The organism is Pyruvatibacter mobilis (assembly GCF_012848855.1).
GTDB lineage: Bacteria > Pseudomonadota > Alphaproteobacteria > CGMCC-115125 > CGMCC-115125 > Pyruvatibacter > Pyruvatibacter mobilis.
On the sequence record NZ_CP051630.1, the window covers coordinates 462,211 to 487,975 of the forward strand.

At 63.9% G+C, this 25,765-nt stretch carries 26 protein-coding genes and 1 tRNA gene; 18 read left to right on the forward strand and 9 right to left on the reverse strand.

Annotated elements, in window-relative coordinates; all coding sequences use genetic code 11:
* Positions 1 to 2 precede the first annotated feature (2 nt).
* The gene (gene thiC / locus HG718_RS02145) at positions 3 to 1,883 is read left to right on the forward strand and encodes a phosphomethylpyrimidine synthase ThiC (protein WP_160588728.1); all 1,881 of its coding nucleotides are present in this window, start codon (positions 3 to 5) and stop codon (positions 1,881 to 1,883) included.
* A gap of 757 nt (positions 1,884 to 2,640) precedes the next feature.
* Here the strand turns inward: thiC and HG718_RS02150 are convergent.
* Positions 2,641 to 3,099 carry a DUF488 domain-containing protein gene (locus HG718_RS02150; protein WP_160588727.1) on the reverse strand — a complete coding sequence of 153 codons (459 nt, stop codon included), beginning with the start codon at positions 3,097 to 3,099 and terminating at the stop codon, positions 2,641 to 2,643.
* 364 nt (positions 3,100 to 3,463) lie between these two features.
* Between HG718_RS02150 and HG718_RS02155 the strand changes: the two genes are divergently transcribed.
* On the forward strand, positions 3,464 to 4,042 hold the full coding sequence (locus HG718_RS02155) for an O-methyltransferase (RefSeq protein ID WP_160588726.1): 579 nt from the start codon (positions 3,464 to 3,466) through the stop codon (positions 4,040 to 4,042).
* Here the strand turns inward: HG718_RS02155 and HG718_RS02160 are convergent.
* The gene (locus HG718_RS02160; RefSeq protein ID WP_160588725.1) at positions 4,026 to 4,442 is read right to left on the reverse strand and encodes a hypothetical protein; all 417 of its coding nucleotides are present in this window, start codon (positions 4,440 to 4,442) and stop codon (positions 4,026 to 4,028) included. The two genes, HG718_RS02155 and HG718_RS02160, sit on opposite strands and share 17 nt — an antisense overlap.
* 221 nt (positions 4,443 to 4,663) lie before the next feature.
* Here HG718_RS02160 and msrA point away from each other — a divergent pair, with 221 nt between their 5' ends.
* Both msrA and HG718_RS02170 read left to right on the forward strand, forming a co-directional pair.
* Positions 4,664 to 5,320 (forward strand): peptide-methionine (S)-S-oxide reductase MsrA, encoded by a 657-nt coding sequence (msrA, locus tag HG718_RS02165; RefSeq protein WP_160588724.1) that lies wholly within the window; start codon positions 4,664 to 4,666, stop codon positions 5,318 to 5,320.
* 145 nt (positions 5,321 to 5,465) lie between these two features.
* Complete coding sequence (locus HG718_RS02170; protein ID WP_160588723.1) at positions 5,466 to 6,140, forward strand: DUF6134 family protein; 675 nt, start codon at positions 5,466 to 5,468, stop codon at positions 6,138 to 6,140.
* 18 nt (positions 6,141 to 6,158) lie between these two features.
* Here HG718_RS02170 and rpoH read toward each other — a convergent pair whose 3' ends face one another.
* Both rpoH and HG718_RS02180 read right to left on the reverse strand, forming a co-directional pair.
* Positions 6,159 to 7,073: an RNA polymerase sigma factor RpoH gene (gene rpoH / locus HG718_RS02175; protein WP_160588722.1), complete on the reverse strand. Its 915-nt coding sequence runs from the start codon at positions 7,071 to 7,073 to the stop codon at positions 6,159 to 6,161.
* A gap of 160 nt (positions 7,074 to 7,233) precedes the next feature.
* Complete coding sequence (locus HG718_RS02180) at positions 7,234 to 8,298, reverse strand: RluA family pseudouridine synthase (protein WP_188658437.1); 1,065 nt, start codon at positions 8,296 to 8,298, stop codon at positions 7,234 to 7,236.
* An 88-nt stretch (positions 8,299 to 8,386) separates the two neighbouring features.
* Between HG718_RS02180 and HG718_RS02185 the strand changes: the two genes are divergently transcribed.
* A complete protein-coding gene (locus HG718_RS02185) occupies positions 8,387 to 8,785 on the forward strand; it encodes a hypothetical protein (protein WP_027843636.1) in 399 nt (132 codons plus the stop codon).
* A gap of 305 nt (positions 8,786 to 9,090) precedes the next feature.
* Positions 9,091 to 9,165, forward strand: a tRNA-Glu gene (locus HG718_RS02190).
* Positions 9,166 to 9,257: 92 nt separating this feature from the next.
* Here the strand turns inward: HG718_RS02190 and HG718_RS02195 are convergent.
* Complete coding sequence (locus HG718_RS02195; RefSeq protein ID WP_160588721.1) at positions 9,258 to 10,031, reverse strand: hypothetical protein; 774 nt, start codon at positions 10,029 to 10,031, stop codon at positions 9,258 to 9,260.
* A gap of 246 nt (positions 10,032 to 10,277) precedes the next feature.
* Between HG718_RS02195 and HG718_RS02200 the strand changes: the two genes are divergently transcribed.
* The gene (locus tag HG718_RS02200; RefSeq protein ID WP_160588720.1) at positions 10,278 to 10,673 is read left to right on the forward strand and encodes a hypothetical protein; all 396 of its coding nucleotides are present in this window, start codon (positions 10,278 to 10,280) and stop codon (positions 10,671 to 10,673) included.
* A 154-nt stretch (positions 10,674 to 10,827) separates the two neighbouring features.
* Complete coding sequence (locus HG718_RS02205; protein ID WP_160588719.1) at positions 10,828 to 11,031, forward strand: hypothetical protein; 204 nt, start codon at positions 10,828 to 10,830, stop codon at positions 11,029 to 11,031.
* A gap of 76 nt (positions 11,032 to 11,107) precedes the next feature.
* Here the strand turns inward: HG718_RS02205 and HG718_RS02210 are convergent, their stop codons facing one another.
* Positions 11,108 to 11,743 (reverse strand): DUF1134 domain-containing protein, encoded by a 636-nt coding sequence (locus HG718_RS02210; protein ID WP_205345711.1) that lies wholly within the window; start codon positions 11,741 to 11,743, stop codon positions 11,108 to 11,110.
* 69 nt (positions 11,744 to 11,812) lie between these two features.
* Positions 11,813 to 12,307: a Rap1a/Tai family immunity protein gene (locus HG718_RS02215; protein ID WP_027843641.1), complete on the reverse strand. Its 495-nt coding sequence runs from the start codon at positions 12,305 to 12,307 to the stop codon at positions 11,813 to 11,815.
* A 406-nt stretch (positions 12,308 to 12,713) separates the two neighbouring features.
* Between HG718_RS02215 and HG718_RS02220 the strand changes: the two genes are divergently transcribed.
* The 4 genes from HG718_RS02220 to HG718_RS02235 all read left to right on the forward strand — a co-directional run bounded on the left by HG718_RS02220 (position 12,714) and on the right by HG718_RS02235 (position 17,004).
* Positions 12,714 to 15,068, forward strand: coding sequence for an intermembrane phospholipid transport protein YdbH family protein (locus HG718_RS02220; RefSeq protein ID WP_160588718.1), 2,355 nt, complete (start codon positions 12,714 to 12,716; stop codon positions 15,066 to 15,068).
* A gap of 79 nt (positions 15,069 to 15,147) precedes the next feature.
* The gene (locus tag HG718_RS02225; protein ID WP_036265661.1) at positions 15,148 to 15,366 is read left to right on the forward strand and encodes a YnbE family lipoprotein; all 219 of its coding nucleotides are present in this window, start codon (positions 15,148 to 15,150) and stop codon (positions 15,364 to 15,366) included.
* Positions 15,367 to 15,376: 10 nt separating this feature from the next.
* Positions 15,377 to 15,760, forward strand: coding sequence for a YdbL family probable chaperone protein (locus HG718_RS02230; RefSeq protein ID WP_205345710.1), 384 nt, complete (start codon positions 15,377 to 15,379; stop codon positions 15,758 to 15,760).
* A gap of 494 nt (positions 15,761 to 16,254) precedes the next feature.
* Positions 16,255 to 17,004 (forward strand): Crp/Fnr family transcriptional regulator, encoded by a 750-nt coding sequence (locus tag HG718_RS02235; RefSeq protein ID WP_170080177.1) that lies wholly within the window; start codon positions 16,255 to 16,257, stop codon positions 17,002 to 17,004.
* 25 nt (positions 17,005 to 17,029) lie between these two features.
* Here HG718_RS02235 and cysQ read toward each other — a convergent pair whose 3' ends face one another.
* A complete protein-coding gene (gene cysQ, locus HG718_RS02240) occupies positions 17,030 to 17,827 on the reverse strand; it encodes a 3'(2'),5'-bisphosphate nucleotidase CysQ (protein ID WP_160588717.1) in 798 nt (265 codons plus the stop codon).
* A 166-nt stretch (positions 17,828 to 17,993) separates the two neighbouring features.
* Between cysQ and HG718_RS02245 the strand changes: the two genes are divergently transcribed.
* The 6 genes from HG718_RS02245 (at position 17,994) to HG718_RS02270 (ending at position 24,824) form a co-directional block, all read left to right on the forward strand.
* Positions 17,994 to 18,731, forward strand: coding sequence for a histidine phosphotransferase family protein (locus HG718_RS02245; protein ID WP_244617793.1), 738 nt, complete (start codon positions 17,994 to 17,996; stop codon positions 18,729 to 18,731).
* Between the two features lie 138 nt (positions 18,732 to 18,869).
* Complete coding sequence (locus tag HG718_RS02250) at positions 18,870 to 21,686, forward strand: hybrid sensor histidine kinase/response regulator (RefSeq protein ID WP_160588716.1); 2,817 nt, start codon at positions 18,870 to 18,872, stop codon at positions 21,684 to 21,686.
* Positions 21,683 to 22,189 carry a chemotaxis protein CheW gene (locus HG718_RS02255; RefSeq protein ID WP_244617792.1) on the forward strand — a complete coding sequence of 169 codons (507 nt, stop codon included), beginning with the start codon at positions 21,683 to 21,685 and terminating at the stop codon, positions 22,187 to 22,189. The genes HG718_RS02250 and HG718_RS02255 overlap by 4 nt, the downstream gene beginning before the upstream one ends.
* A 75-nt stretch (positions 22,190 to 22,264) precedes the next feature.
* The gene (locus HG718_RS02260) at positions 22,265 to 22,630 is read left to right on the forward strand and encodes a response regulator (RefSeq protein WP_027841379.1); all 366 of its coding nucleotides are present in this window, start codon (positions 22,265 to 22,267) and stop codon (positions 22,628 to 22,630) included.
* A 5-nt stretch (positions 22,631 to 22,635) separates the two neighbouring features.
* A complete protein-coding gene (locus HG718_RS02265; protein WP_160588715.1) occupies positions 22,636 to 23,805 on the forward strand; it encodes a protein-glutamate methylesterase/protein-glutamine glutaminase in 1,170 nt (389 codons plus the stop codon).
* A 2-nt stretch (positions 23,806 to 23,807) separates the two neighbouring features.
* Positions 23,808 to 24,824, forward strand: a complete 1,017-nt coding sequence (locus HG718_RS02270) for a CheR family methyltransferase (RefSeq protein ID WP_160588714.1) — start codon at positions 23,808 to 23,810, stop codon at positions 24,822 to 24,824.
* A gap of 131 nt (positions 24,825 to 24,955) precedes the next feature.
* On the opposite strand, the gene ctrA is transcribed toward HG718_RS02270, so the two are convergent.
* Positions 24,956 to 25,663, reverse strand: a complete 708-nt coding sequence (gene ctrA / locus HG718_RS02275) for a response regulator transcription factor CtrA (RefSeq protein WP_027841378.1) — start codon at positions 25,661 to 25,663, stop codon at positions 24,956 to 24,958.
* Positions 25,664 to 25,765 lie beyond the last annotated feature (102 nt).

Here is a 25,765-nt window from a genome sequence, read left to right on the forward strand (position 1 = left end):
CCATGAATATTCATTCGACGCCGAATGCGCCGACGACCGACGATGTGACCACCGGGCCGCTGCCGGCCTCGCGCAAGGTCTATGTGTCGCCGGAGGGGATGCCGGATGTGCAGGTGCCGCTGCGCGAGATCGAACTTGAACCTTCCGCGATGGAGCCGCCGGTGCGGGTCTATGACACGTCGGGGGTTTATTCCGACCCGGACGTTGTGATCGACATCGAGGCGGGGCTGCCGCGGGCGCGCACGGCCTGGGTGCAGGAGCGCGGCGGGGTTTCCGTCTATGACGGGCGCGAGGTGAAGCCGGAAGACAACGGCAATGTGTCCGAGGCGCATCTGGCGCGGGCGTTTCCCGTCAGCAACCGGCCGCTGGCGGGCGACGGGTCGCGGCCGCTGACGCAGTATGAGTGCGCGCGGGCGGGCATCATCACCAAGGAAATGGAATATGTGGCGCTGCGCGAGAATATCGGCCGCAAGCAGGCGCTGGAGAGTGCCGCGGATGACGTGGCGCAGGGGGAGAGCTTCGGGGCGGAGATTCCTGAGTTCATCACGGCGGAATTCGTGCGCTCTGAAATTGCGCGCGGGCGGGCGATCATTCCGGCCAATATCAATCACCCGGAACTGGAGCCGATGATCATCGGCCGCAATTTCCTGGTGAAGATCAACGCCAATATCGGCAATTCGGCGGTGACGTCGTCGGTGGCCGAAGAGGTGGACAAGATGGTGTGGTCGATCCGCTGGGGGGCGGACACGGTGATGGACCTCTCCACCGGCCGCAACATTCACAACACGCGTGAATGGATCATCCGCAATTCGCCGGTGCCCATCGGCACGGTGCCGATCTACCAGGCGCTGGAGAAGGTGAACGGCATTGCCGAGGACCTGACATGGGAAGTGTTCCGCGACACGCTGATCGAGCAGGCGGAGCAGGGGGTGGATTACTTCACCATCCATGCGGGCGTGCGGCTGCCGTTCATTCACCTGACGGCAAAGCGGGTGACGGGCATCGTGTCGCGCGGCGGCTCGATCATGGCCAAGTGGTGCCTGCATCACCACAAGGAGAGTTTTCTGTATGAGCATTTCGACGAGATCTGCGACATCATGCGCAAGTATGACGTGTCGTTCTCGCTGGGGGACGGGTTGCGCCCGGGCTCGGTGGCGGATGCCAATGACGCGGCGCAGTTCGCCGAGCTTGAAACCCTCGGTGAGCTGACGAAAGTGGCCTGGGAAAAGGGCTGCCAGGTGATGATCGAAGGGCCGGGGCATGTGCCCATGCACAAGATCAAGGTCAATATGGACAAGCAGCTGCGCGAATGCGGCGAGGCACCGTTCTATACGCTGGGCCCGCTGACGACGGACATCGCGCCGGGCTATGACCACATCACCTCCGGCATCGGGGCGGCGATGATCGGCTGGTTCGGCTGCGCGATGCTTTGCTATGTGACGCCGAAGGAGCATCTGGGCCTGCCGGACCGCGACGACGTGAAGGAGGGCGTGATCACCTACAAGATCGCCGCCCATGCCGCGGACCTTGCCAAGGGGCATCCGGGCGCGCAGTTGCGCGATGACGCGCTGTCGCGCGCGCGGTTCGAGTTCCGCTGGCTGGACCAGTTCAACCTGTCGCTCGACCCGGAGCGGGCGCGCGAGTTCCACGACCAGACTTTGCCCAAGGAAGCGCACAAGGTGGCGCATTTCTGCTCCATGTGCGGGCCGAAATTCTGCTCGATGAAGATCAGCCAGGACGTGCGCGACTACGCGGCCGAAAAGGAAGCGGCAGAGGGCATGGAACAGATGGCCGAAACTTTTCGGAATACCGGCGGCGAGATTTATCAGGACGCGGAGAAACTGGAACAGGTGAAGGTGTCGAATGAGGCGTTGAAGGGGTAGGGGCTAAAAGAGTTCTTGCTGTGCCATTTCATCGACCCGGAGAACGCCTACAAGAAGCCATTGATCACTTCTCTTGCTATGCGTTCCTAGTGCGAAGGCTATGCCCCGCGACGCGTATTCGTTCTCATACGTTTGCTTGAGCGACTGCAGCGCTGCAGCTTCTCCGTAGGCCTTGCGTCTCCTGAAGAATGCGGCTGACGTCTCCCAATCATCACATGTATGGGTATGTGTTTTGCCGTCGGGACTTTGCCATTTGAAACAAAACTCGAATGGACATGGTTCGACCGGTTTGACGTCGTTGTTATCGAACATGGAAAGCTGGTTTGCGAGGGCGGCGTGACGGATGCGCTCCTGCGCAATTGTTGTGCTGCTCTTCCTGCTCCAACTCAAATTTACATCAGCTGGTCTGATGAGCGTAAGGGACTCTCCGCGCGACGCAGCTTCTTCCGTACTTTCTCGAAACAAGGGCGCGACAAACCGTGCTCTCTCGTTGGGTGTAAGCTTGCCGACGACTCTGATCGACTCGGGAATTGCTTTCTGGCTTTCTTTCCTCCGATCATCCGAAGGAGGTACGTATGAGTACTTTATCCAAGACCAGCGTGCGAACCTTTGATCATCTTGGAGTATTCGGTACGGAACCGGGTATTGCCGTCTCCACTTACGGTCCAACCCAACGCCGGCACAGCAAACCGTCTCAAAGTAGCGGCTGCTTCTATGTGGGAGCGCTTTAACTAGCACTACCACATGATCATTGCTCTTACGCTGCGGCCCTTTCAAGGCGACGTACTCCGAGGTGTCGAGTCTTTGTGCACAACCTAGACTCAACTATTTCGGATACGATCTTGCGGTGGCAAGTCTTTTCGTCTCGCTCATAGCAAAGCAAGCAAACGCTTCTTCCAGATGCGATCGAAGAGATCCTGTCTATCCCCTCTTTGGCGCTGTTTGATCTCAGTACACCATTGAAGACCCGGCGAAACTCTTTCCAGTCGCCGCGGCGTGCGGCGTCCCGACCCTGTTTTGGGTCTCCCAACTCTCTTAGATGGATGTACTCAATCCCGGCATCTGCAAGCGCCTCGCTTAAAGCCGTCTTGGAGAACCCCTTTCGACGGGACTGAGCGCGCTCACGTATATCAATAAGCACTTCGATCCCAGCTTCACGCATCGTCGAGATGAAGTCCTCCAAAGAGGCGCCTTCGTAACCAATCGTGCTGAGCATTGTACTTCCCCGGCCAACTCAATTGTATGGAATGGCCAATTAGTTAACAAAAAGCAACCGTGCGGCTCTGGTGGGGTGGCTTGGTACGTTTTCGCGCTTGTCAAAATCGGCAAATCACCTCAGCCTCAATGGCGGTTTCAACGTATTGAAAGGAGGTGATCCAATGTCGAGTGTCACGCAGCGGGGCTTTGGGTCCTTGTCGGTCGCGGGTCTATTTGGGGCAGCCTCTGAGGGGGTCCGCTAGCCGGAAGTGCTTTTAGCCTTGGGGTTTCCACCCCGCTGAAGTCACGGGAAAGGGCCGTGCCTGGCAGAGCGCCGGGGCGGCCCTTTTTTGGGTCTGGAGGCTTTTGGTTCTGGAGGGACGATGGGACAGGCACAGCCGCTTCCCGCCGCGCTGGAAGCCATTGAGGCGCGCGCGGCAGCACTAGGCTTTGACATGAATTCCGACCGCGAGGTGGGGCGTCTGCTTGCAGCGCTTGCCGCGTCAAAACCCGGCGGGCGGATGCTGGAGCTCGGCACCGGCTGCGGGCTGGGCGCGGCCTGGCTGCTGCACGGGATGGATGCGCAGGCATCTCTGCTCACGATTGATACTGATGAGACGGCGCAGGCCGTGGCGCGCGACACGCTGGGTGCGGACGGGCGGGTGCGGTTTCTGCTTGAGGATGGCGGCACCGCGCTGGCCCAGATGGCGGCTGCTGAATTCGACCTCATTTTTGCCGATGCCTGGCCGGGCAAGTTCTCCCATCTCGATGAGGCGCTTGCCGCGCTGGGCCCCGGCGGGGTTTACGTGATCGATGATTTGCTGCCCCGGCCCAACTGGCCGGACGGGCACCAGGCCAATGTGGACCGGCTGCTGGCGGACCTGGCGGGGCGGGACGGATTTGTCTTTGCGCAGATGGGCTGGGCCACCGGGGTGGCGATGCTCGTCAGGCAGGCGGCGTAGGGTCCTTGCCGGATGGGGTGGTGCGTCGGGATATGAGGCTGGTGGCGGCCAGCACCAGAAACGCCGCCATCCACACATAAAACCCCGCGCCCAGCCGCTCTATATAGGCATGGTGCGCAATCCAGTTGGTGGCGGTGAAGGACAGGAGCCCTATGCCGAAGGCGGCCGCGGCCAGCCCGAACGCGAGACGTGGCCGGTGCCGGAATGCGGCGATCACGGCTGCGGCGAAGAGCGGGTTGGCGAGCCATGCGACCTGCAGGACCATGAGCCCGTACCAGCCGGTGAGCAGGATCCGGTAGCCCTCCACGGGCGGATAGTCCCTGAGATGCAGGCCGGGGAGGGCGAGGGAGATCGCGTAGAGCAATAATGCCAGCCCGAGGCCTGCCTGCCTTAGGGGCATGGGCTCAAGGCCCAGTTGCGGTGCTGATTGTGTTGGTGCCGATTTTGACCTTGCCGAGTGTGAATCTGCCGATTGTGGGGGTGTCGGGTCGTCATCGGACATCGGGCGTCCTATGTGTTCTGGTGTGATTTGTGCGGCACGCGAAAACGGTATCTTATTCCGTCAATGAGCGCGCGTCTCCGCGCTGCCAGACATGCCGATCAAGACCGGAGGTTTGCCCGATGATGTTTCTGCGCAAGAAGGCCGAGATGGTGTCAGCCGATGCAGCGCTGCCGGGGCGCGACATGGCGATCCCGACAGCGTCCACCCATTTCGTGAACGGCCAGCCGCTCAAGGGGCCGTATCCCGAGGGGCTGCAGCAGGTGCAGTTCGGACTTGGGTGCTTCTGGGGGGCGGAGCGCAAGTTCTGGGAGCTGGACGGTGCTCATGTGACGGCCGTGGGCTATGCGGGCGGGGTGACGCCGAACGCGACCTATGAGGAAGTGTGTTCGGGGCAGACCAACCACACCGAAGTGGTGCTGGTGGTGTTCGACCCGTCCAAGGTGAGCTTCGAGACGCTGCTCAAAACCTTCTGGGAGGCCCATGACCCGACGCAGGGCATGCGGCAGGGCAATGACGTGGGCACGCAGTACCGCTCTGCGATCTATACGTATACGGATGACCAGCTGGAGGCGGCCAAGGCCTCCAAGGCTGCCTATGAGGCGGCGCTCAAGGGGCAGGGCTTTGGCACGGTGACGACTGAAATCCGCCCGGCGCCGGAATTCTATTTCGCCGAGGACTATCACCAGCAATATCTGGCGAAGAACCCCAATGGGTATTGCGGGCTCGGCGGGACCGGCGTGTCCTGCCCCATCGGCACGGGCGTGGCCGCCCAATAGGGCCCAGGCCTGATTGACCGGTGGTCGATCAGGCAATTGATCCAGTGGGCGCGCCCATTCGTAGGGTCTGTCAGACAGGCATTTCCTTGCGAGGGTTCATATGCGGCGCGTATTTTTTTCGGCTACAGGTGTGATCGGGGCTCTGGTGTCCGGTTTTCTGGCGGTTTCAAGCCAGTCACCGGCCTGGGCAGCGTCCGTGGATGAGGTTCGCTCGCTGTATGGTGAGGGGATCGAGTTCGGGATTTACCGCAATGGGTCGCCTATCGGCCGACACAGTGTGAGCTTTGCGGCCGATGAGGACGGGCTCCGGGTCAACACGGACTTCGACCTCAAGGTGGGCGCGCTTTTCGTGACGCTGTACCGGCTCGATTATGCGTCCGAAGCCCTGTGGCGGGACGGCAAGCTGGTGGCGCTTACCGCGCGCACGGACCAGAACGGTGACGTGGCCGAAGTTGAGGCGCGAGCCGAAGGCGATTTGATCCGGGTCGACGGGCCGAACGGCCCCTATGAGGCGCCGCTGACCGTCTATCCCACCAATCACTGGAATGCCGGCGTCATCGGTACCGACAAGGTGATCAACACGATCACCGGGCGGGTGGCCGATGTGCGGCTGGTGCCGAAGGGGACGGAGCAGGTGGAGACGGCCCACGGCGTGATCGAGGCCACGCGCTACCAGTATGAGGGGGCGATCGACAACGAGGTCTGGTATGACGCCCGGGGGCGCTGGGTGAAAATGCGGTTTCCGGGGACGGACGGCTCGACGATCGAGCTGCGCTGCCGCAAATGCAAGGCGGTGGATGTGGCGGACGCGGATTTCTGATCCGCGCCCGGCCTGATCCTAGTTTGCGTATTCCTCGGCCTTTTCGCGGGTGGCGCGGATCTCGTCCTTGTGCGCGGCCCGCATGGCCTTTTGCAGCTTCTCAAACGCGCGGACCTCGATCTGGCGCACGCGCTCGCGGCTGATGCCATATTCCTGGCTCAGCTCTTCCAGCGTCGAGGGCTCATCCTTGAGGCGGCGCTCGGTGAGGATGTGCATCTCGCGCTCATTGAGGGTTTCCATGGCGGTGTGCAGCATTTCGCGGCGGCGCGTCAGCTCCTCATTCTCGGAGACGACATCCTCGGCGGTTTCGCTTTCATCCACCAGCCAGTCCTGCCACTCGCCGCCATCGGCGTCGGCCCGCAGGGGCGCGTTGAGGGACTGGTCGCCGCCATTGGACATGCGGCGGTTCATGTTGATCACGTCCTGCTCGGGCACGCCCAGCTTGGTGGCGATGGCCTGGACCTGGTCCGGATGCAGGTCGCCGTCTTCCAGCGCGTCGATCTTGCTCTTGGCCTTGCGCAGGTTGAAGAACAGCTTCTTTTGCGCCGCCGTGGTGCCGATCTTCACCAGCGACCAGGAGCGGAGGATGTATTCCTGGATGGCGGCGCGGATCCACCACATGGCGTAGGTGGCCAGGCGGAAGCCCTTTTCAGGGTCGAAGCGCTTCACGGCCTGCATCAGGCCCACATTGCCCTCGGAGATCACCTCGGCAATCGGCAGGCCGTAGCCGCGATAGCCCATGGCGATCTTGGCGACGAGGCGCAGATGGCTCGTCACCATCTTGTGGGCGGCGTCGGAATCCTCGTGCTCGGCATAGCGCTTGGCGAGCATGTATTCCTCTTCCGGCTCCAGCATCGGAAATTTGCGGATTTCCTGCAGGTAGCGCGTCAGGCTGCCGTCCGGCGTGAGGCTCGGAATCGTATTGTTCGCCATAATCTGTCTCCCCTCCGGCCCGTCTGGTGGAAGTGGGCCTGTCCAGTCTACCCCAAACCCCCGGCATTTGTTCCGCCTGGGCGGGTTTACGCAGGGTTTTCCGGAGCCCTGCTTAAATAAGGGTCAATGGTGAATTTTGAAGGGGATGTTCACAACTATTTTATAGCGCTTCTAAAGAGGCGAGGAGGGCTGTCATGTCTTCGGGCAGGGGAGCTTCAAAAACCAGCTTTTCTCCCGTTTCCGGGTGGGTGAAGCCCAGCAGATAGGCGTGCAGCGCCTGGCGCGAAAAGGACTTGGCGAGGCTTCTTGCCGGGTCCGGCAGGGCATTGGCCATGGTCATGTGGCTGCGGCCATAGACCGGGTCCCCGATCACGGGGGTGCCTTCGCGGGTGAGGTGGACGCGGATCTGATGGGTGCGGCCGGTTTCCAGCCGGCATTCGACGAGGGCTGCCACGGGCTTGCCGTCGGGCTCGAAGCGCTCGCGCACTTCCACATGGGTGACCGCGCGGCGGCCGGCTGCCTCGGACACAACCGCCATCTTCTTGCGGTCGTGGGGCGCACGGCCCAGGGGGGCGTCGATGATTGTCTTCTGGCGCTTGGGGCTGCCCCAGACGAGGGCCAGATAGGCGCGTTCCAGCGCCCCGTCGGCGCCATGGGAGGCGAACTGATCGGCCAGGGCCTTGTGGGCCTGATCCGTCTTGGCGGCGATCATGACGCCGGAGGTGTCCTTGTCCAAGCGGTGGACGATGCCCGGACGGGCGACGCCGCCGATGCCTGACAGGGAGCCCGCGCAATGATGCAGCAGCGCGTTCACCAGCGTGCCGTCCTCATTGCCGGCGGCGGGATGCACGACCATGCCGGCGGGCTTGTTGATGACAATGACGTGGTTGTCTTCGTAAAGCACGTCGAGGGGGATGGCCTGCGGCACAGGCTCGGCCGCCTTGAGGGGCGGCAGGGTGATATCGAGTGCTGTTTCGGGCTGGATCTTGGCGGACGCGCTCCTGACTGGGCGAGCGGTAGCGTCCTGCACGTCCTGAGATTCATCTTCCTTATACGGAGCATCCATCAGCGTCACCGCGCCTTCGGCGATCAGGGCCTGGAGGCGGGCGCGGGAGAAATCAGGCAGGGCTTCGGCCAGCAGCTTGTCGATCCGCATTTTCGGGGCGTCAGGGCCGACAAAAACGCGCAAGACACTTGCGCCGTCCCCCTCGTCGCTGGCATCCATGTCGCTCAGCTCCAGGGGCTCGACGCGGAACCAGGCCTTGTCAGGTTCTGTGTGCGGAAGCTCCTGCTCACTCTTTTGGGGATCGGTCATGGCCGCTCAGGACAGCAGGCCCGCGGGCGACGCGGGCGAAACGGAAGAACTGGACGAGGCCGCAGCCCGGACGCAGCGCGTGCTGCTGATCACGGTCATCGTCCTGGGTGTGCTCCTGATTATCGGGTTTGCCATTGTGGTGGCAACGATTGCCTCACGCATTTCCGCGTCCGGCGAGGAGGCGGAGACCGCGCCGGTGCCGCAGGTGGCGGTGACGCCGGCCGGGGAGTTCGAGGTGCCGGTGCCGGCGGGCTACACAATCCGGTCGGTGACCGGGGATGAGCGGCGGCTGGTGATCCACCTCGTAAGCGACGGGCAGCCGGAGCGGATCATGGTGGTCAACACCCGTTCGGGCCTTGTGATCCGCAATCTGGTGCTGACGCCGGACGTGCCCTGAGCTGGCGGGTCTTGAACCGCTGACACCCGGACGCCGGGGCAAAAAAAACCGCCAGCCAGAAATCCGGCCGGCGGCAGAGGTTCGCGCAGGCGCTGGATAGGGAGGAAACGCCTTTGCTGGTGCGGACAATGCCGTCGCGCTGACAGAATGTCAATCCAGGATGGGCGAAAAACCGGCGGAATTCCGGTATTTTTTACGTAACAGCGTCACGTAAAAGAGAGTGCTTGCATAAGCCGGGGCGGGGCGTGTATACCCCGCGCTCCTGATCGCCTGACGCTGCGTATGCGCTGCTGCGATCTGCCGCTGGCCCCTTCGTCTAGCGGTTAGGACGCCGCCCTCTCACGGCGGAAGCAGGGGTTCGAGTCCCCTAGGGGTCACCAATCTTCCTATCAGTTTGAGCCTGTCAGGCCGATGCGCTGTCGCCCATTAGGCCGGTGCACTGTCGCCCATTAGGCCGATGCGCCGTCGCACTCTAGGCCGACGCGCCGTCGCGCAGGGCCCGGATGCGGTCCGACAAGGATGGCTCCTGGGTCGGGACAGGCTCATGCGGGGTCTCGTCCGCAGCGTCTTCCGCCGTCATCGCAGCAGCGCCATTGGTTTCCGGTGCGTCGTCAGCGGCGGCGGTGTCCTCTGCCGGCTGCTCGACCGTGACGGAGATGGGTTCCGGTGTCGCAGGAGCCTCAACGGGGGCCGGTTCGGCTGTTGTGGCTGCCACGGCCGGTGTCGTTTCCGGGTGCAGGGACTGGGCGATGTCGTGGTGGGACTGGCCGAGATCGGCGATCTCGCTGCTGAGGGTGCCGGCACGGCTGCCAAGATCGGCGGCTTCGCGGCCCAGCGCATCCGCCCGGCTGCCGAGACCGGCGATCCTGTCGGCCAGTGCCTGGTAGCGGGTGTTTGCTTCTTCCAGGAGGTCGTCGCGGCGGGTGATTTCCTGTTCCAGCACGGCGATCTGCTGTTCCAGCGAGTTGCGGGTTTCCTCGAGCGTATTCACCCGCCCGGAGGCCTCCGCCGAAATCTTGTCGCGGGAGGCTTCCAGCTGTTCGATCTCGGAGCGCAGGGCGGATTCCCGCTCGGCCAGTTCCCCTTCATATTTGCGGGAGACGGTCTGGCTGGCCTCGTCGAAGGCTGCGGAATGGACGTCCTGCTGGATCTTTTCGGTGGTGACGCGCGCGGCGCGGGCCCACAGCACAGGCGCCAGCGCCAGCGAAATCAGGGTCATGACCAGCATGCCCAGAAGGACGAGCATCAACGCTTCCACCATCACACTACTCACTTGTCAGAAGCGGATCTGCTGCGGCAGCACGGCCTTTCGGCGCCAGCCTATTGCAGCCTCCGCTCAATACCCCAAATAAGGAACAGGCCCCCTGAAACCCCAAATTCCCCCGGGTGCCGACCTTGAAGGCGAGACTGCCAAAAAGCCGGAAAACTTGCCACCTTCATGGTGAAATACCGTTAAGCTCTTGGCCCAACGCCCCGTGACAACGGAGTGCCCATGCCGACCGAAGACGATCCCCGACCTGCGGATAAGCCCCGACCTGCGGATAAGCCCCGACCTGCCGATGCGGCGGTGGCGGTGAAGGAGGTGCGGCCGGATGCTGCGGTGTCGCCCGCGGTGATCGTGCCGCCTCCCGTGCCCGATGATCCCGGCGTGCCTGACACGCTGGATGAGCCGAACGGCAGCGGTGTTGAATGGTTCGATGATGGCGGGCGGAAGACGGCGCTGGGCGCGTGGGCCGGAGTTGCGGTGCTGGCTTATGCGGCGATGCAGGTGTCGGGCTTCCTTGCCGACTGGCCGTTCGTGGCGCTGGTGGCCGGTGCGCTCGGCTATTTTGCGGTGCGCGGGGTGGCGGTGGTTCTGCGCGAGCTCAAGCGCAGCCGGGCTTCTTAACCATTTGCCGTCAGGCTGATTATCTCACGCGGGGTTGCACAGCCCTGCCTGAGTTCGGCATGAATGGGTCATGCAGCGTCCAGGGATGAGCACCGGCATGCGATTTGGCGTTTCACTTTCGAGGCTTTGCGCGGCGGTTGCCGCTGCGGCGCTTATGAGCGTGTCCGGCGCGATGGCGCAGGAAAGCTTCTTTTCCGGCGACTTCTTCATCGAGGAAGACGTGATGGTGGAGGGATCGTTTGATTCCGGCCATGTCACGGAGACCTATGAAGAGCGTGTCGAGGAAGCAGACGAAGACGAGCGTGGCCGCAGCGGCCGGGCCGATGAAGATACGCGCCGGGACCGGGACGACGACTGACGGTCTGGGTTTCTCCGCGCACAGAAAAGCGCCGGCCCTGAGGCCGGCGCTTTTTGTTTCAGGGGGGGAGCCTGCGTCAGAAGGGCAGGATCTTGCGCTCGCGGGTGTAGCTCAGATAGCCGACATTGGCACCTGCGCGCAGGCCTGCACCGGCGCGCATGGGAGCGAGGATGGTGTCGCCGGCCTGCTGGTAGTTCACGCCGACACCGCCGATCACGTATAGCGAGCCTTCCACGCCGGGGAAGCGGCGGTAGATACTGTCCACATTCGGCAGATTGTAGACCAGGGTGAACACCTTGGAGGCGTTGCCGCCGATGTCCCAGCCGATGGAAGGGCCCTGCCAGTACACCTTCTTCACCCGGCCGGGCTTCATGTTGAGCGTGCCGGAGCCGTAGCGCAGGCCGACGCCGATGGCGCCGGCACCTTCTTCGCCGACGATATAGGCATTGGGACGGCCCTGGTCGGCGAAGACCTTGTCGACAGCGCGGGCCATGTCTTCGGAGACGTCCCCGAAGAAGCCTTCGACGGCCTGCAGGACTTCATCCTTGGAATAGGTGTCGCCCGATGCGGCGGTGTCTTCGGCGCGGGCGGTACCGGCCGCGATCAGCAGGGCAGCCATCACCAGCGCTGTGACGATGGTGATGACGGCCAGCGCGGATTGCCCGGTTGCGGCGGCGGCACGGCTGCGGGCTGGGCGGCGTGACGGGATCATGAGGGCTCACTCCAGATCATGGTCAGGCGTGGGCCGGGCCATCTGCCCGGCTGCCTGACCGGATGGGAATTACTCTTCAGCGGGCAGGCCGAAGAGATCGGTCGGGGCGCTCTGCTGAGCGGGGTCCGCCGGTGCGTCGGTGGCCTCGAGCACTTCCTCCGGGCAGGGGAATCCGCGTTCGATGATGGCGGCGATAACCGTGAAGGCCGGGGTGGCTTCAAGCTCCGGCTCCTCCTTGCGCAGCTTCACCAGGCGTTCGGCGATGGCCGAGAGCTTGGGCTGCTTTTCCACATCGATGCAGAACCGACCCTTGGGGAACATGTTCGGCGGCGCCATCAGCACATGCAATGACCCGGCGACATAACCCGCGCAGAAGGCTGCATGTTCCGCGTCGTTGCTGTCGCAATATGTGTCGACCAGCTCCTTGGTGGAGACCCACTGGGCGTGGGCGGGGGAGGCGGAGGCGCCGAACAGGGCGATGGCGGCTGCCACGGCCAGGGCCGCGGTGACGGCCGGGCGCGCTGAGAAGATGAATGCAATACGCGGCAGGAACGGGATGGTCATTCTTGGTGCTTCCTCACTTTGGCTCCAGGGAGCCAGGGTCGTCCGGGGCCGGGCCGTGCCTGCCTGCCTAGGGCGGGCACCGGCGGAACCGCCAGTCTGCCGGTCTTGTTGCTCTGCCGGGTGTCAGTGCTGGCGGCCTGAGGCCTGATACTGTCTGCCTTCCTCGATAACGCGGGCGGCTGGGCTTGTACATGCCGCATTTCCGCACGAGGTAAATGACATAAACTTGCATTCATCCATGCGTCATCATGCAGGCGGCGGCTACACTCCGGCGATGGTTCGGCATCAATAAGGCAGGCAGCGGATTTTGACGGATCACCGGCACGAGGCAGAGGGAGCAGGGAACGCCGCTCCAGCGCCACCGGGCGGCAGGAAGCGGCGCCGGGGACGGCGGCTGCTTGCCTGGGTGTTCGTCTTCCTGCTGGTGACCGGCGCGGCAATCGGGGCCGCGCTCGTGTATCTGCCGGTGCTTGCCCGGCCAGTGATTGTTCAGCTGGCTGAGAATGCGGGGATCGCGGGCGTTGATTTTACGATCGACAGCATCGGCTGGCGCGAGGCCAGCCTCACCGGCCTGACGCTGGCGGCTACGGATACGGACACTGGCACTGGCACTGGCACTGACGAGAACACGTCGCCTGATCTGACGGTGGGGGCTGCGCGCGTGACCTATGACGTGGCCGGGCTATTGCGCGGCCGGGCGGACCGGCTGGTGCTGGAGAGCGTGCGTCTTGCCGGGGAAGTGACCGAAGACGGCACGGTGCATCTGCCGTTGCTGTCACGGTTCAGCGGTGGTGAGGGTGCCGGGGCGTCCGGCGGATTTGCCGATCTGCCGCTTGACGGGATTGAGGTGACGGACGCGCAGCTGGCGCTGGCGACACCGGAAGGCCCGCATGTGGTGACGGTGGACGGGATGCTTGATCTGTCCACGCATCCGCGGGCGGAGCTGACGCTCGGGGTCGCGGGCGATGCGGTCTCCTTGTCCGGTGACATTACAGCCGGGATGTCCGGGCAGTGGATCAAGCTGGCGGCCGACGCGCTTGAGGCGGAGATTGACCTGCCGGGCCTGCCGGGGCGGCTGGCGCTGGCCAAGGGTGCGATTGCGCTTGAAGCGCCGGGGCTTGAGGGCGGAACCGGCACGCTGTCCGGTGATCTCCGCTTTGTGCGGCGGGACGGGGACGACCTGCCGCTGCGGGAGGCGTCCGGACGTCTCGATATCGGGATGACCTATGATCAGGGTCTGCTGCGGCTGGCGCTTCCGGCGTGCAGCCGGGTCGATCTTGTCTGGGACAGGGCGCAGCCGATCCGGGCGAAGTCCATTGATCTGTGTGCGGATGGCGGGCGCGACGTGGCCGGGCTGCGCCTTGGCCCGGCGGCGGGTGAGCCTGCCTGGACGGTGCGGGCGCTGGCGGAGGTCGAGGGGTTTTCCTACGGCACGCTGGTGACCGGGCAGATGCCGGATCTTGCCATTGACGCGCGGCAGGACGCGGATCGCGGGCTGGTGGTGTCGGCGGATATGTCCGGCGGCAAGCTGCGGTTGCCGGGGCAGGGAATCGAGCTTGCGGGCCTGCGGGGGCGGGTGACGCTGGCGCCGGGGCATGCGGGGGAGGCCGGGCGCCTGGACCTGACGCGGGCTGACATGCGCGATCTGCAGGCGGCCCCGCGGTTTGCGCCGGTGGTGGCATCGGCTGACCTGTCGCTTGATGCGCTGGGCGAGGATGGCTGGACAAAGGGACGGATCAGCGGGCCGGTGCGTGTGGCGCTGCCTGCGGGGCAGTCGCTGGCGCGCGGCACTGTCACTCATGATCTGCGCAGCGGGCGCGGGCGGCTGAGTTTCGGCACGGGGACATTGCTGTTTTCGGAGAAGGGCATGCAGCCGCAGGCGCTGGCGCCTGTCCTGCGCGGGGTCGTGGCGGCGGTGAACGGGCAGGCGAGTGTGGATGGGTCGCTCAGCTGGACGCGGAACGGGGTGTCTGCCTCCGGGGCGACCGTCGAGATGGAGGGGCTTGGGCTGCAGGCGTCGGCGGCGCGCTTTGAGGGCATTTCGGGCACGCTTGAGTTTTCGAGCCTCGTGCCGGTGCGCACAAAGGGGCCGCAGGCGATCGCGATCGGCGTTGTCGATCCCGGCGTGCCGATTACCGGGGGTGTTGCCCTGGTGACGGTGGGTGACAACGGGGATGTGGTGATCGAGAACGCGCAGTGGCCTTTTGCGGACGGGCAGCTGGTGCTGACATCGGGGGCGCTTAACACGCGGGCCAGCGTTCAGCATGCGGAACTTGCGGCGCTGCAGGTCAATCTCGCGACCCTGCTGACCCTGATCGACATGGATGGCCTGTCGGGCGAAGGGACGCTGGGGGGGCGGGTGCCGATCGAGATCCGCGACGGGACGGTGTTCATCACCAAGGCGCGGCTGGCGGCGGAGCCGGGCGGCGTGCTGCGCTATTCCTCCGCCGGGACGGATGCCGCTGCCGAGCGCTCGGAAGGGGCGAATATCGCCTTCAAGGCACTTGAGAATTTCCGCTTCGAGGTGCTGAGCGTGGAGCTGGACGGGCCGATGGATGGCGACCTTGCGCTGACGGTGGAACTCAAGGGGGCCAATCCGGAGCTCCTGGAGGGCTATCCGGTGCATCTGACGATCCGCACGGAAGGCGCATTTCTGGAACTGTTGCGGCGTGGTACGGTTGGGTTCAGGGCGCTTGATGTTGTGCGGGGCACGGATCAAACCGGTGGTGTGACGATTGAACGGGTGCCGCCGGGCCCCTAGGCTGATGCGCGCCGAGGCGCCATTCAGGTGCGGTTCAGGCCTGTTCTGCTGGACTGGGCCGATGACATGGAAGGGTGAAATGAACGGATCACTCAAAAACAGGCCGGGCAGGGCATCCGCCGCTGCTGGCATTGCGGCCGTGGCGCTGCTGGTTGCGGCCTGCACGCCGACGGTGAAGGTCCAGGCGCCGGACAAGCCCATCGAGATCAATCTCAATGTGAAGATCGAGCAGGAAGTGCGGATCAAGGTGGATCGCGAACTCGACAGCGTGATCGCCAACAATCCGGACCTGTTCTAGGAGACCCGTCATGACAGCATTCAACCGTTCCGTTGCCGCGCAGGCGTCAGCCCCGCTCCGCAGGTCTGGCCTGATTACCCTGATGGCGGCGACGATCCTCGTGGCCTTCGCGGCCCTGTCGCAGGCCATGGCGCTGACCCTGTCGGATGCCAAGTCCCAGGGGCTAATCGGCGAAATGGCGACGGGCTATGTGGGCTATCCCTCCGCGCCGTCGGCTGCGGTCAAGCAGCTGGGGGATGGGGTCAATCTCGGCCGCAAGTCGCATTACGCGGATATTGCTGCCAAGGAAGGCACGTCGCTGACGGTGGTGGAGCAGCTCGCCGGCAAGAAGCTGATCGAGCAGGCCCCGGCGGGGACCTATGTGAATGACGGCTCCGGCTGGCGGCGCAAGTAAGGCCGGCCGGCTGCACACAGACTTACCGAAATTCTAATCACTGTTCCGTTTTCGGACAGGTTACGGGCCGGGGACATGGTGATGTCTCCGGCTCATGCGTATCTGCGGCCCGTTTCGGGGCGCCGGGGCGTGAAAAGCCACGGGTTCCGGTCTGGCATCCATGTTGCTCTGGTGAGGGTGCCGGCATATCGGGACACGAACTTGCCGGCGGATCCGCTCGCGCCACGCAGCGGATGGGCCGGCGCGGCTCCCCTCTTGTCGGGGGGCTTGGACGGGAGCCGCTGCCGGCCACTCTCCTTCATATGTGTGCGGAACAGCGTTGCGGGTCGGCGATACGGACCGCGTTGCGGACAGGCAGGCTGCGACCCTCTGCCCGAGAATTGGCGCAGGCGCTCTGCTTGCCCAACCCGCTGTGCGCGGGTAGATTTGACGCAGATCAAATCATCGGGCTGAAGGCATTTCCCATGCAGGATTTTGCGACGGAGACGACCGCCATGCCGGGGGGAAGCGCAGCGGCGGATGCCTTGTCACCCTCCCTGCCCAGGGATACGTCCATTCCCTGCGTCAGCTGCGATGTGCGCTCGCGGGCCGTGTGCGCCGTGATGTCGGACGATGAACTGGGGCGGCTGTCAAAACTCACTCAGAACCAGACCTATGCGCCCGGCGAAGCCCTGTTCTTTGAGGGGGACGAGGCGGGGGCCTGCTTCATCGTGCAGGATGGCGCGCTCAAGCTCTACAAGCTGCTGCCGGATGGCCGGCGCCAGATCACGGGCTTCCTGTTCAAGGGCGATTTTCTGGGCCTGAGCCCGAAGGAAGAATACGGCTTTACCGCGGAAGTGCTGGAAGAAGCGCATGCCTGTGTATTGCCGGCGGAGCGCATGGACGAGCTGATCGCCGATTACCCAAAGCTCTCAAACCGCCTGCTCAACCTGGCTTCCATGGAGCTTGCGTCGGCGCAGGAGCAGATGCTGCTGCTGGGGCGGAAGACAGCGCAGGAGCGCATTGCGTCCTTCCTGCTGTGGCTGTCGCAGCGGGCGGCTGACCGGGGGGAAGAGTCCAACCCCGTGCGGGTGCCGATGAGCCGCAGCGACATGGGCGACTATCTGGGCCTGACGGTGGAGACCGTAAGCCGGTCAATCACCAAGCTGAAGACCACCGGCGTCATCACGCTGAAGGAAGGCAACCGGATCGAGATCAATGATCCGGAGCTGATGACCGCAATTGCCGCGGGCGACGGCTGCTGACGTCGGGCCAGGCACCTCTACACAATCAGTAGGCGGACGGATCGCCCTTGGCGATGAAGTAGGGGTTTGCCAGGTCGTCGGCGAGCTTGCCGTAGGTGAGGGGTGACCCGTCAAGGCGGGTGACGCTGCCGCCTGCTGCTGACAGCACGGCGTGGCCTGCGGCGGTGTCCCATTCCATGGTGCGGCCATGGCGGGGGTAGATGTCGGCCTCGCCGCGCGCGACCACGCAGAATTTCAGGGACGAGCCCGCCGCCACGATGTCGCGCACATTGTAGTGGTTGAGGAATTCCTCGGTCTTGTGATCGCGGTGGCTGCGGCTGGCGATGGCGATGAGACCGTCTGACGGGCCCTTGCGCGTGGTGATGGTGCGGGGTGCCTCAGCATCCGCCTTGCGGTGGGCATCCACCTTTTTTTCAAAGGCACCGGTGCCCTCGGATCCGGCATAAAGCAGCGACAGGGCGGGAGCGTAGACGACGCCTGCGACCGGAACGCCGTTTTCGACCAGCGCGATGTTCACGGTGAATTCGCCGTTGCGCTTGATGTATTCGCGGGTGCCGTCCAGCGGGTCCACCAGGAAGAAACGGTCTCCGAAGGCGGGAATGTTGCCGGCGGCGGCTGCTTCCTCCGACACCACGGGAATGTCGGGCGCTGCCTGGGCGAGGCGGGCGAGGATGATGTCCTCGGCGGCCTGGTCGGCTTCCGTCACCGGTGACTTGTCGTCCTTCTCGGTTACCGCGATCGGCTTTTCATACAGCGTCATGATGCGGGCACCGGCGTCGATGGCGATGTCGGTGATGGCGTTGAGAAGGGATGCGTCGGACACGGGAGAGGCCTCGTTCGGCTGTGCCGGCGCAGGCACATGCTGAGAGACGGCGCGCGGCGGGCAGGCGGGAAGGGCGCCCTTCTTTGCACGATTGGCTTTCGAAGTGTATCAAAAATGCGTGGGCCGAATCGGGCCACGGGAGCCGCTAATCGGGAGAAGCAGGCGCATGACAGGCGAAATGTCGTTCGGTGAGACCCCCAGCAGCAATGATGCGGGCGGCGAGGGCGCTGCACCGGATGCTCACAAGCCGGACGAGCTGGAATTCGCAGCGCTCCTGTGTTCGCGCGTGTGCCATGACGTGATCAGCCCGGTGGGCGCGATCGTCAACGGGCTGGAAGTGCTCGAGGAGGAAGAAGACGACGAGATGCGGGAGCACGCGCTGCTGCTGATCGCCAAGAGCGCGCTCCAGGCCTCCGCCAAACTGCAATTTGCCCGCCTTGCCTTTGGCGCATCCGGCTCAGCCGGGGCGATGATTGAGGTCGGGGATGCCATCAAGGCAGCCGACGGGCTGTTGAGCGGCGGCCGGGTGACGGCCTCCTGGGAAAGCAAGCCCGGGGCGCTGCACAAGACCCGCCTCAAGCTCCTGATGAATGTGTTCCAGTTCGCTCTTGGTGCCATTCCGCGCGGCGGCGACCTCAAGGTCATCATCGAGGATGGCAATGAGGGCATGATGGTGGTTGCAACCGGAACGAAAGCCCGGATTCCCGAACATGCGGACCTCGCGCAGGGCGAAAAGCTGTCGTCCCTGCCCGACAGCCGTGCGGTGCAGCCTTACCTTATCGGCCTGCTGTGCCGGGCGGTTCATGCGAAGCTGTCCGTTGCGCAGGCGATGGAGGAAGGGCCGGTCACATTTACCATCACATACGGCCCGGACGCTGAACTCCCAGATGGTATGATCGGATAGTTTGCGCGTTATGGTTGTTTAATTCAGCCAAGTGCACGCTATTTCACTGGTTTTTAAGGTTTCCAGCCAACACTCGCACTCCACTAGGCGGGTGTCCGTTGTGCGACCCCCGTCCTGCCATATCCGGGGTGGGGTAGCATGGACGATCTTCTTCGCGAGTTTCTGACCGAAACCTTTGAGAGCCTTGATGTTGTGGACGTCGAACTGGTCAAGTTCGAGCAGGAGCCCAACAATCAGGCAATCCTGTCCAACATTTTCCGTCTGGTGCATACGGTTAAGGGCACCTGCGGGTTCCTTGGCCTGCCGCGCCTGGAAGCGCTGGCGCATGCGGCCGAGACCCTGATGGGCAAGTACCGCGACGGTGCGGAAGTGACCGGTCAGGGGGTGACCGTCATTCTGCACACGCTGGACCGCATTAAAGAAATTCTGGGCGAGCTGGAAGCCACCGAGACCGAACCGGCCGGTGATGACAGCGACCTGATTTCGCAGCTTGAAGCTTTCTCCGAAGCTGCCGAGAACGGCGGCGCGCCCGCCGAGGCTGCCGAGGCAGCGCCTGCGGAAGAGGCTGCCGCACCAGCCGAAGACAAGCCGATCGAGGTGAAGGAGCCGGAACGCGACCTGCGTCCGGGTGAGGTGTCGCTGGAGGAACTCGAGCGCGCCTTCCAGGAAGCCGCCGGGCCGGAAGACGGTGCCGAGGCACCGCCGGATCCGACTGAAGGCTCCGAGGAAGCGCTGGCTGCCAAGGCTGCCGCCGCCGCCAAGGGCGACGAGAGCAAGCCGGCTGAAGCCAAGCCCGCTCCGAAGAAGGCCGAGGCTCCGGCAGCTGCCGGCAAGGCCACTGCGGCCAAGGGCGAAGACGCCCAGGCCCGCGAATCTTCCGTGGCGAACCAGTCGATCCGCGTGAACGTGGATACGCTGGAAAACCTGATGACCATGGTCTCCGAGCTGGTGCTGACCCGTAACCAGCTGATGGAAATGGTCCGCCGTCTTGACGATTCCGAGTTCAAGGTGCCGCTGCAGCGCCTGTCCAATGTGACGGCCGAGCTGCAGGAAGCGGTGATGCAGACGCGCATGCAGCCGATCGGCAATGCATGGCAGAAGCTGCCGCGTATCGTGCGCGACCTGTCGAACGACCTGGGCAAGAAGATCGACCTCAACATGGTGGGTGCCGATACGGAACTCGACCGCCAGGTGCTCGATCTGATCAAGGATCCGCTCACCCACATGGTGCGTAATTCCGCCGATCACGGCCTGGAGATGCCGGAAGACCGCGTGGCCAATGGCAAGTCGGAAACCGGCACCATCACGCTGCGCGCCTATCATGAGGGCGGTCACATCATCATCGAGATCGCCGATGACGGTCACGGCCTGAACACGGCGCGTATCCGCGAGAAGGTGATCGAGAACGGTCTGGCGACGCCGGCCGAGCTGGATGAAAAGACCGACGCGCAGATCCACAAATACATCTTCGCCGCCGGCTTCTCGACGGCTGCCGCCGTGACCAACGTGTCCGGCCGCGGCGTGGGCATGGATGTGGTGCGCACCAATATCGAACTGATCGGCGGGTCCATCGACCTGGCATCGGTTGCCGGCAAGGGCACCACCTTCACCATCAAGATCCCGCTGACGCTGGCCATCGTGTCTTCGCTGATCGTGGAATCGGGCGCGCAGCGCTTCGCCATTCCGCAGCTTGCGGTGGTGGAACTGGTCCGCGCCAAGCAGGGTTCGGACTCCCGCATCGAGCGGATCAACGACACGCCGGTGCTGCGCCTGCGCAACAACCTGCTGCCGCTGGTCTATCTCGACGAGTTGCTGCTGCTGAACAAGAACCGCAAGCCGGACGAGGAAGGCAATGTGCGCCCGTCTACGGCCGAACGCAGCGAGAGCTTCGTCATCGTGTCCCAGGTGGGCAATTCGACGTTCGGCATCGTGGTGGACACGGTCTTCGACACCGAGGAAATCGTGGTCAAGCCGTCTTCGACCATGCTGCGCGATATCACCATGTTCTCGGGCAACACCATTCTTGGTGACGGCAGCGTGATCATGATCATCGACCCGAACGGTATTGCCCAGTGCATCAACCGCGAGGTTGCCGACCAGCTGGAAGACGACATGGAAACCGAAGTCGCCCTCGGCGGTGATGAGCGCACGTCGCTGCTCATCTTCCGCGCCGGCAATGGCGAGCCGAAGGCCGTGCCGCTGTCGCTGGTCACGCGCCTTGAAGAAGTGGCGGTGGACGAGATCGAAATGTCCGATGGCAAGCCGGTGGTGCAGTATCGCGGCAAGCTGATGCCGCTGCAGAAGGTCATGCCGAGCCAGGAAATGCGCGACGCAGGCCGCCAGCCGGTGCTGGTGTTCACCGATGACGGCCGCTCCATGGGCCTTGTGGTGGACGAGATCGTGGACGTCATCGACGCCAAGCTCGACCTCGACATCACGTCGCAGAGCCAGGGCATGCTGGGCAGCGCGATCGTGCGCGAGAAGGCCACCGAGATCATCGACGTGGCTCACTTCCTGACGCTTGCCTTCGAGGACTGGTTTGCCCGCGCGGACCAGCAGCGGGACGGCGCGCAGGAAAAGCGCCTGCTTCTGGTCGACGACAGCCCGTTCTTCCGCAACATGCTGGCGCCGCTCCTCAACGTGGCCGGCTACAAGGTGACCACGGCGGCTGATCCGCATGAGGCCTTCCAGTTGCGCGATGCCGGTGCCCAGTTCGACGTCATCATCAGTGACATCGAGATGCCGGGCATGGACGGCTTCGACTTCGCCGAGGCGGTGAAGAGCGACAGCGCCTGGGGGCAGACCCCGATCGTGGCCATGTCCTCGCGTACCTCGCGTGAAGATATCGAACGCGGTCACCAGGTCGGCTTCTCCGACTATGTGGCCAAGACGGATCGCGACGGTCTGATCGACGTATTGCGTGAAACTCTCGAAGGTAAAGGGGCAGCGGCATGACCATCGAGGCAGCAGAAGTTGTCGCCAAGAAGAGCCAGCAGGACATGGCTCATCTGGATGGTGACCTGATCGAATACATCACGGTGTTCGTGGGTGAACAGCTGTTCGGCATTCCGGTGACGGTGGTGCAGGACGTGTTCGAGGTGCAGCGCATGACTGCGGTTCCGATGTCGGTGCCGGAAGTGCGCGGTGTGCTCAACCTGCGCGGCCGCATCGTGACCGCCATCGACATGCGCGTGCGCCTGGGCCTGCCGGTGCCGGAAGACGATACGAGCCGCATGGCCGTGGGCATCGAGGAAAATGGCGAGGCCTTCGGTCTCATGGTCGACAGCGTCGGCGAAGTGCTGAGCCTGCCGGCCAGCGACGTCGAGCGTAGCCCGACCAACCTGCATCCGCGCTGGCAGCAGGTTGCCTGCGGTGTGCACCGGCTGGAGAAGGACCTGATGGTCGTTCTCGACGTGACCAAGGCACTTGAATTGCAGAATGCGGCGACTGCTGCCTGAGGGGGCAAGGCAGTAGCCAATTGAAACAGGCAGGCCCTGCCGTGGTCTGCCGCAAAGCAGAAGGCTAAGAGACCCATGAAGACGTGTCTTGTCGTCGACGACAGCCGGGTGATCCGCAAGGTGGCACGCCGGATTCTCGAGGAAATGAATTTCCAGATCGAGGAAGCGGCAGACGGTGCCCAGGCGCTTCAGGCCTGCGAAGCCAACATGCCGGACGCGGTCCTGCTGGACTGGAACATGCCGGTGATGAACGGGCTGGATTTCCTGATCGAGCTGCGCAAGCGCGAGGGCGGCGACAAGGTGATCGTCGTGTTCTGCTCGACGGAAAACGACATGCAGCACATCTCCGAGGCCATCAGTGCGGGGGCCAACGAGTACATCATGAAGCCGTTTGACCGCGACATCATGCAGGCGAAGTTCTCCGAAGCAGGGCTGGTCTGACGCGAATGGTACAGGCTGCTCCCTCAACCCAACCGACGCGGCCAGCCGCTGCCGGACCGGGCGCTGCTACCAGCGCCATCCAGGTGGTGATGGTGGATGACAGCGCGGTCATCCGCGGGCTGGTCAAGCGATGGATAGACGAGACAGACGGTCTCGAGATCGCCGGGTCCTGTTCCAACGGCAAGCAGGCGATTGACGTTGCCGCCCGCGTAAAGCCTCATGTGATGATCCTGGATATCGAGATGCCGGAAATGGACGGCCTCGAAGCCTTGCCGGGCATCCTCAAGGCTTCGCCCGGCACCAAGGTCATCATGGCCTCGACGCTGACGCTGCGGAACGCGGATATCTCGCTCAAGGCGCTGTCGCTGGGGGCGACGGATTATGTGCCCAAGCCGGACAGCGCACGCGGCATTGCGGGCTCGAACGAGTTCCGCCGCGAGCTCCTGGTAAAGGTCAGGGCGCTTGGCACGACAGCCCGGCGCGCCATGCACGGCTCCGCGCCGCTGCCGACCCAGCGCGCCGCTGCATCCGCAGCTCCGGCCGCAGCGGTAGCGCCTGCGGCACAGCAGATTGCCCTGCGCAAGCCGTCCACCGTGCCGCCGCGCATTCTTGCAATCGGCTCTTCCACGGGCGGGCCGCAGGCCTTGTTCGATGTGTTCGAGAAGACGGGGGCGTCTCTCAAGGCGGTGCCGGTGGTGATCACCCAGCACATGCCGCCCTCCTTCACGAAAATCCTGGCGGAGAAGCTCGGCAAGCTGTCCGGGTTGCCGGCCAAGGAAGGCGAGCATGGGGAACGGTTGCAGGCAGGCCATATCTATGTGGCGCCCGGCGACTACCACATGCGCCTGAAAAAGGACGGTCCCAGCGTGGCGATCGCGCTGGATCAGGAACCGCCGGTCCATTTCTGCCGTCCGGCAGTGGACCCGATGTTTGAAAGCGTGGCGGCCATTTTCGGCGCGGCTTCGCTCGGAGTGGTGCTGACAGGCATGGGGCATGACGGGCGCGATGGCGGCCGTATCATCGCCGACGCCGGCGGTACGATTTATGCCCAGGATGAGGCAACCAGTGTCGTGTGGGGCATGCCCGGCGCATGTGCTCAGGCAGGCATCTGCTCAGGCGTCTATCCGCTGGAGAAGATCTGCTCGACGATCACGCGGCAGTTTGGAGGAAGATAGAGATGACACCAGAAGAGTTTGACTTCCTCTCCGGCCTCGTGCGCAAGCGCTCCGGCCTGGTTCTTTCGAACGACAAGACCTACCTGCTGGAAAGCCGGCTGACGCCGATTGCCCGCAAGAACAATCTTGGCGGTATCTCCGAGCTCGTGTCGGCGCTGCGCATGGGCAGCAACGAGGCGCTGGCGGCTGATGTGACGGAAGCGATGACGACCAACGAGTCGTTCTTCTTTCGCGACAAGACCCCGTTCGACATCTTCTCTGACCGCATCCTGCCGCACATGATGAAGACGCGGGCAGGGCAGCGGAAGCTGCGCGTGTGGAGTGCTGCGGCCTCCACGGGCCAGGAGATCTATTCGCTGGCGATGCTGATCGACAACAACCCGGCCACCACGGGCTGGACGTTCGATCTGCTCGGCACGGACCTGTCGCGTGAGGTTCTGGAGCGGGCGCGCCAGGGCATGTACACCCAGTTCGAGGTGCAGCGCGGCCTGCCGATCCAGCTTCTGATGAAGTATTTCACCCAGGTGGGCGAGACCTGGCAGATCGATGCCAAGATCCGCCGCATGGCGCAGTTCAAGGAGAACAACCTGCTTGAGCCGCTGTCGCATCTGGGCCGCTTCGACATCATCTTCTGCCGTAACGTGCTGATCTATTTCGACCAGCCGACCAAGAAGATGATCCTCGAACGGATGGCCGACATGATGCCGGATGACGGCTGCCTGCTGCTTGGCGCGGCGGAAACCGTGGTCGGCATCACGGATGCCTTCAAGCCGGTGCCTGGCGCGCGCGGCCTTTATGCCCGCAAGCCGGAAGCCCTGGGCGACGGCGCGGCCCCTGCCGCCGCGCCGCTGAAGGCGGCCGTCGGTGCGGGTGCTCCTGCGGCTCCGGCCGGGGCGGGCATGGGCACCACGGGTCTGGCCAGCCGGCCGGCGACCGGTGCCACCACCGGCGCAACGACCGGCACGGCGCCGCGTCCGTCCTTTACGCCGACACGGCCGACATCAACATTCAACCGTTAGGGTGCCGGGTGCCCTGTCCCGGACGGGGAGGGGCGCTGTGCTGACGGCACACGGCACATGAAACGAAAAGGGCGGCTGCTTCCCCAAGCAGCCGCCCTTGTTGTTGCGGTGATGCGTATCCTGAAGGCGTGTCAGGCGGTTGCCGCCTCGGCCACTTCTTCCTCGACCGGGTCGCGCAGCACATAGCCACGGCCCCAGACGGTTTCGATGTAGTGGTCTCCGCCGGTGGCGGCTGCCAGCTTCTTGCGCAGCTTGCAGATGAACACGTCGATGATCTTGAGTTCCGGCTCGTCCATGCCGCCATACAGGTGGTTGAGGAACATTTCCTTGGTGAGCGTCGTTCCCTTGCGCAGGGAGAGCAGCTCGAGCATCTGGTATTCCTTGCCGGTGAGATGCACGCGCTGGTTTTCGACCTCGACGGTCTTGGTGTCGAGATTGACGGTCAGGCGGCCGGTGCGGATGACCGACTGGCTGTGACCCTTGGAGCGGCGCACCACGGCGTGGATGCGGGCGACCAGCTCATCCTTGTGGAAGGGCTTGGTCATGTAGTCATCGGCGCCGAAGCCGAGGCCGCGGACCTTGTTCTCGATGCCGGCCATGCCGGAGAGAATCAGGATCGGCGTGCCGATTTTGCCCAGGCGCAGGGTCTTCAGGACCTCATAGCCGGACATGTCCGGCAGATTTAGGTCGAGAAGGATGATGTCGTAGTCATAGAGCTTGCCGAGGTCGATGCCTTCCTCGCCGAGATCTGTCGTGTAGATGTTGAAGCCTTCCGACTTGAGCATCAGTTCGATGCTCTGGGCGGTGGCGCTGTCGTCTTCAATGAGAAGAACCCGCATGTCCTTGCTCCCCTTCAAGCGGCGGTGGCCCGCTCATTAATGGGCCGATGTGTCAGATCGGTCCGGCGTCCGCTAGTGATTCGCCGCAACCCCAGTTAATCC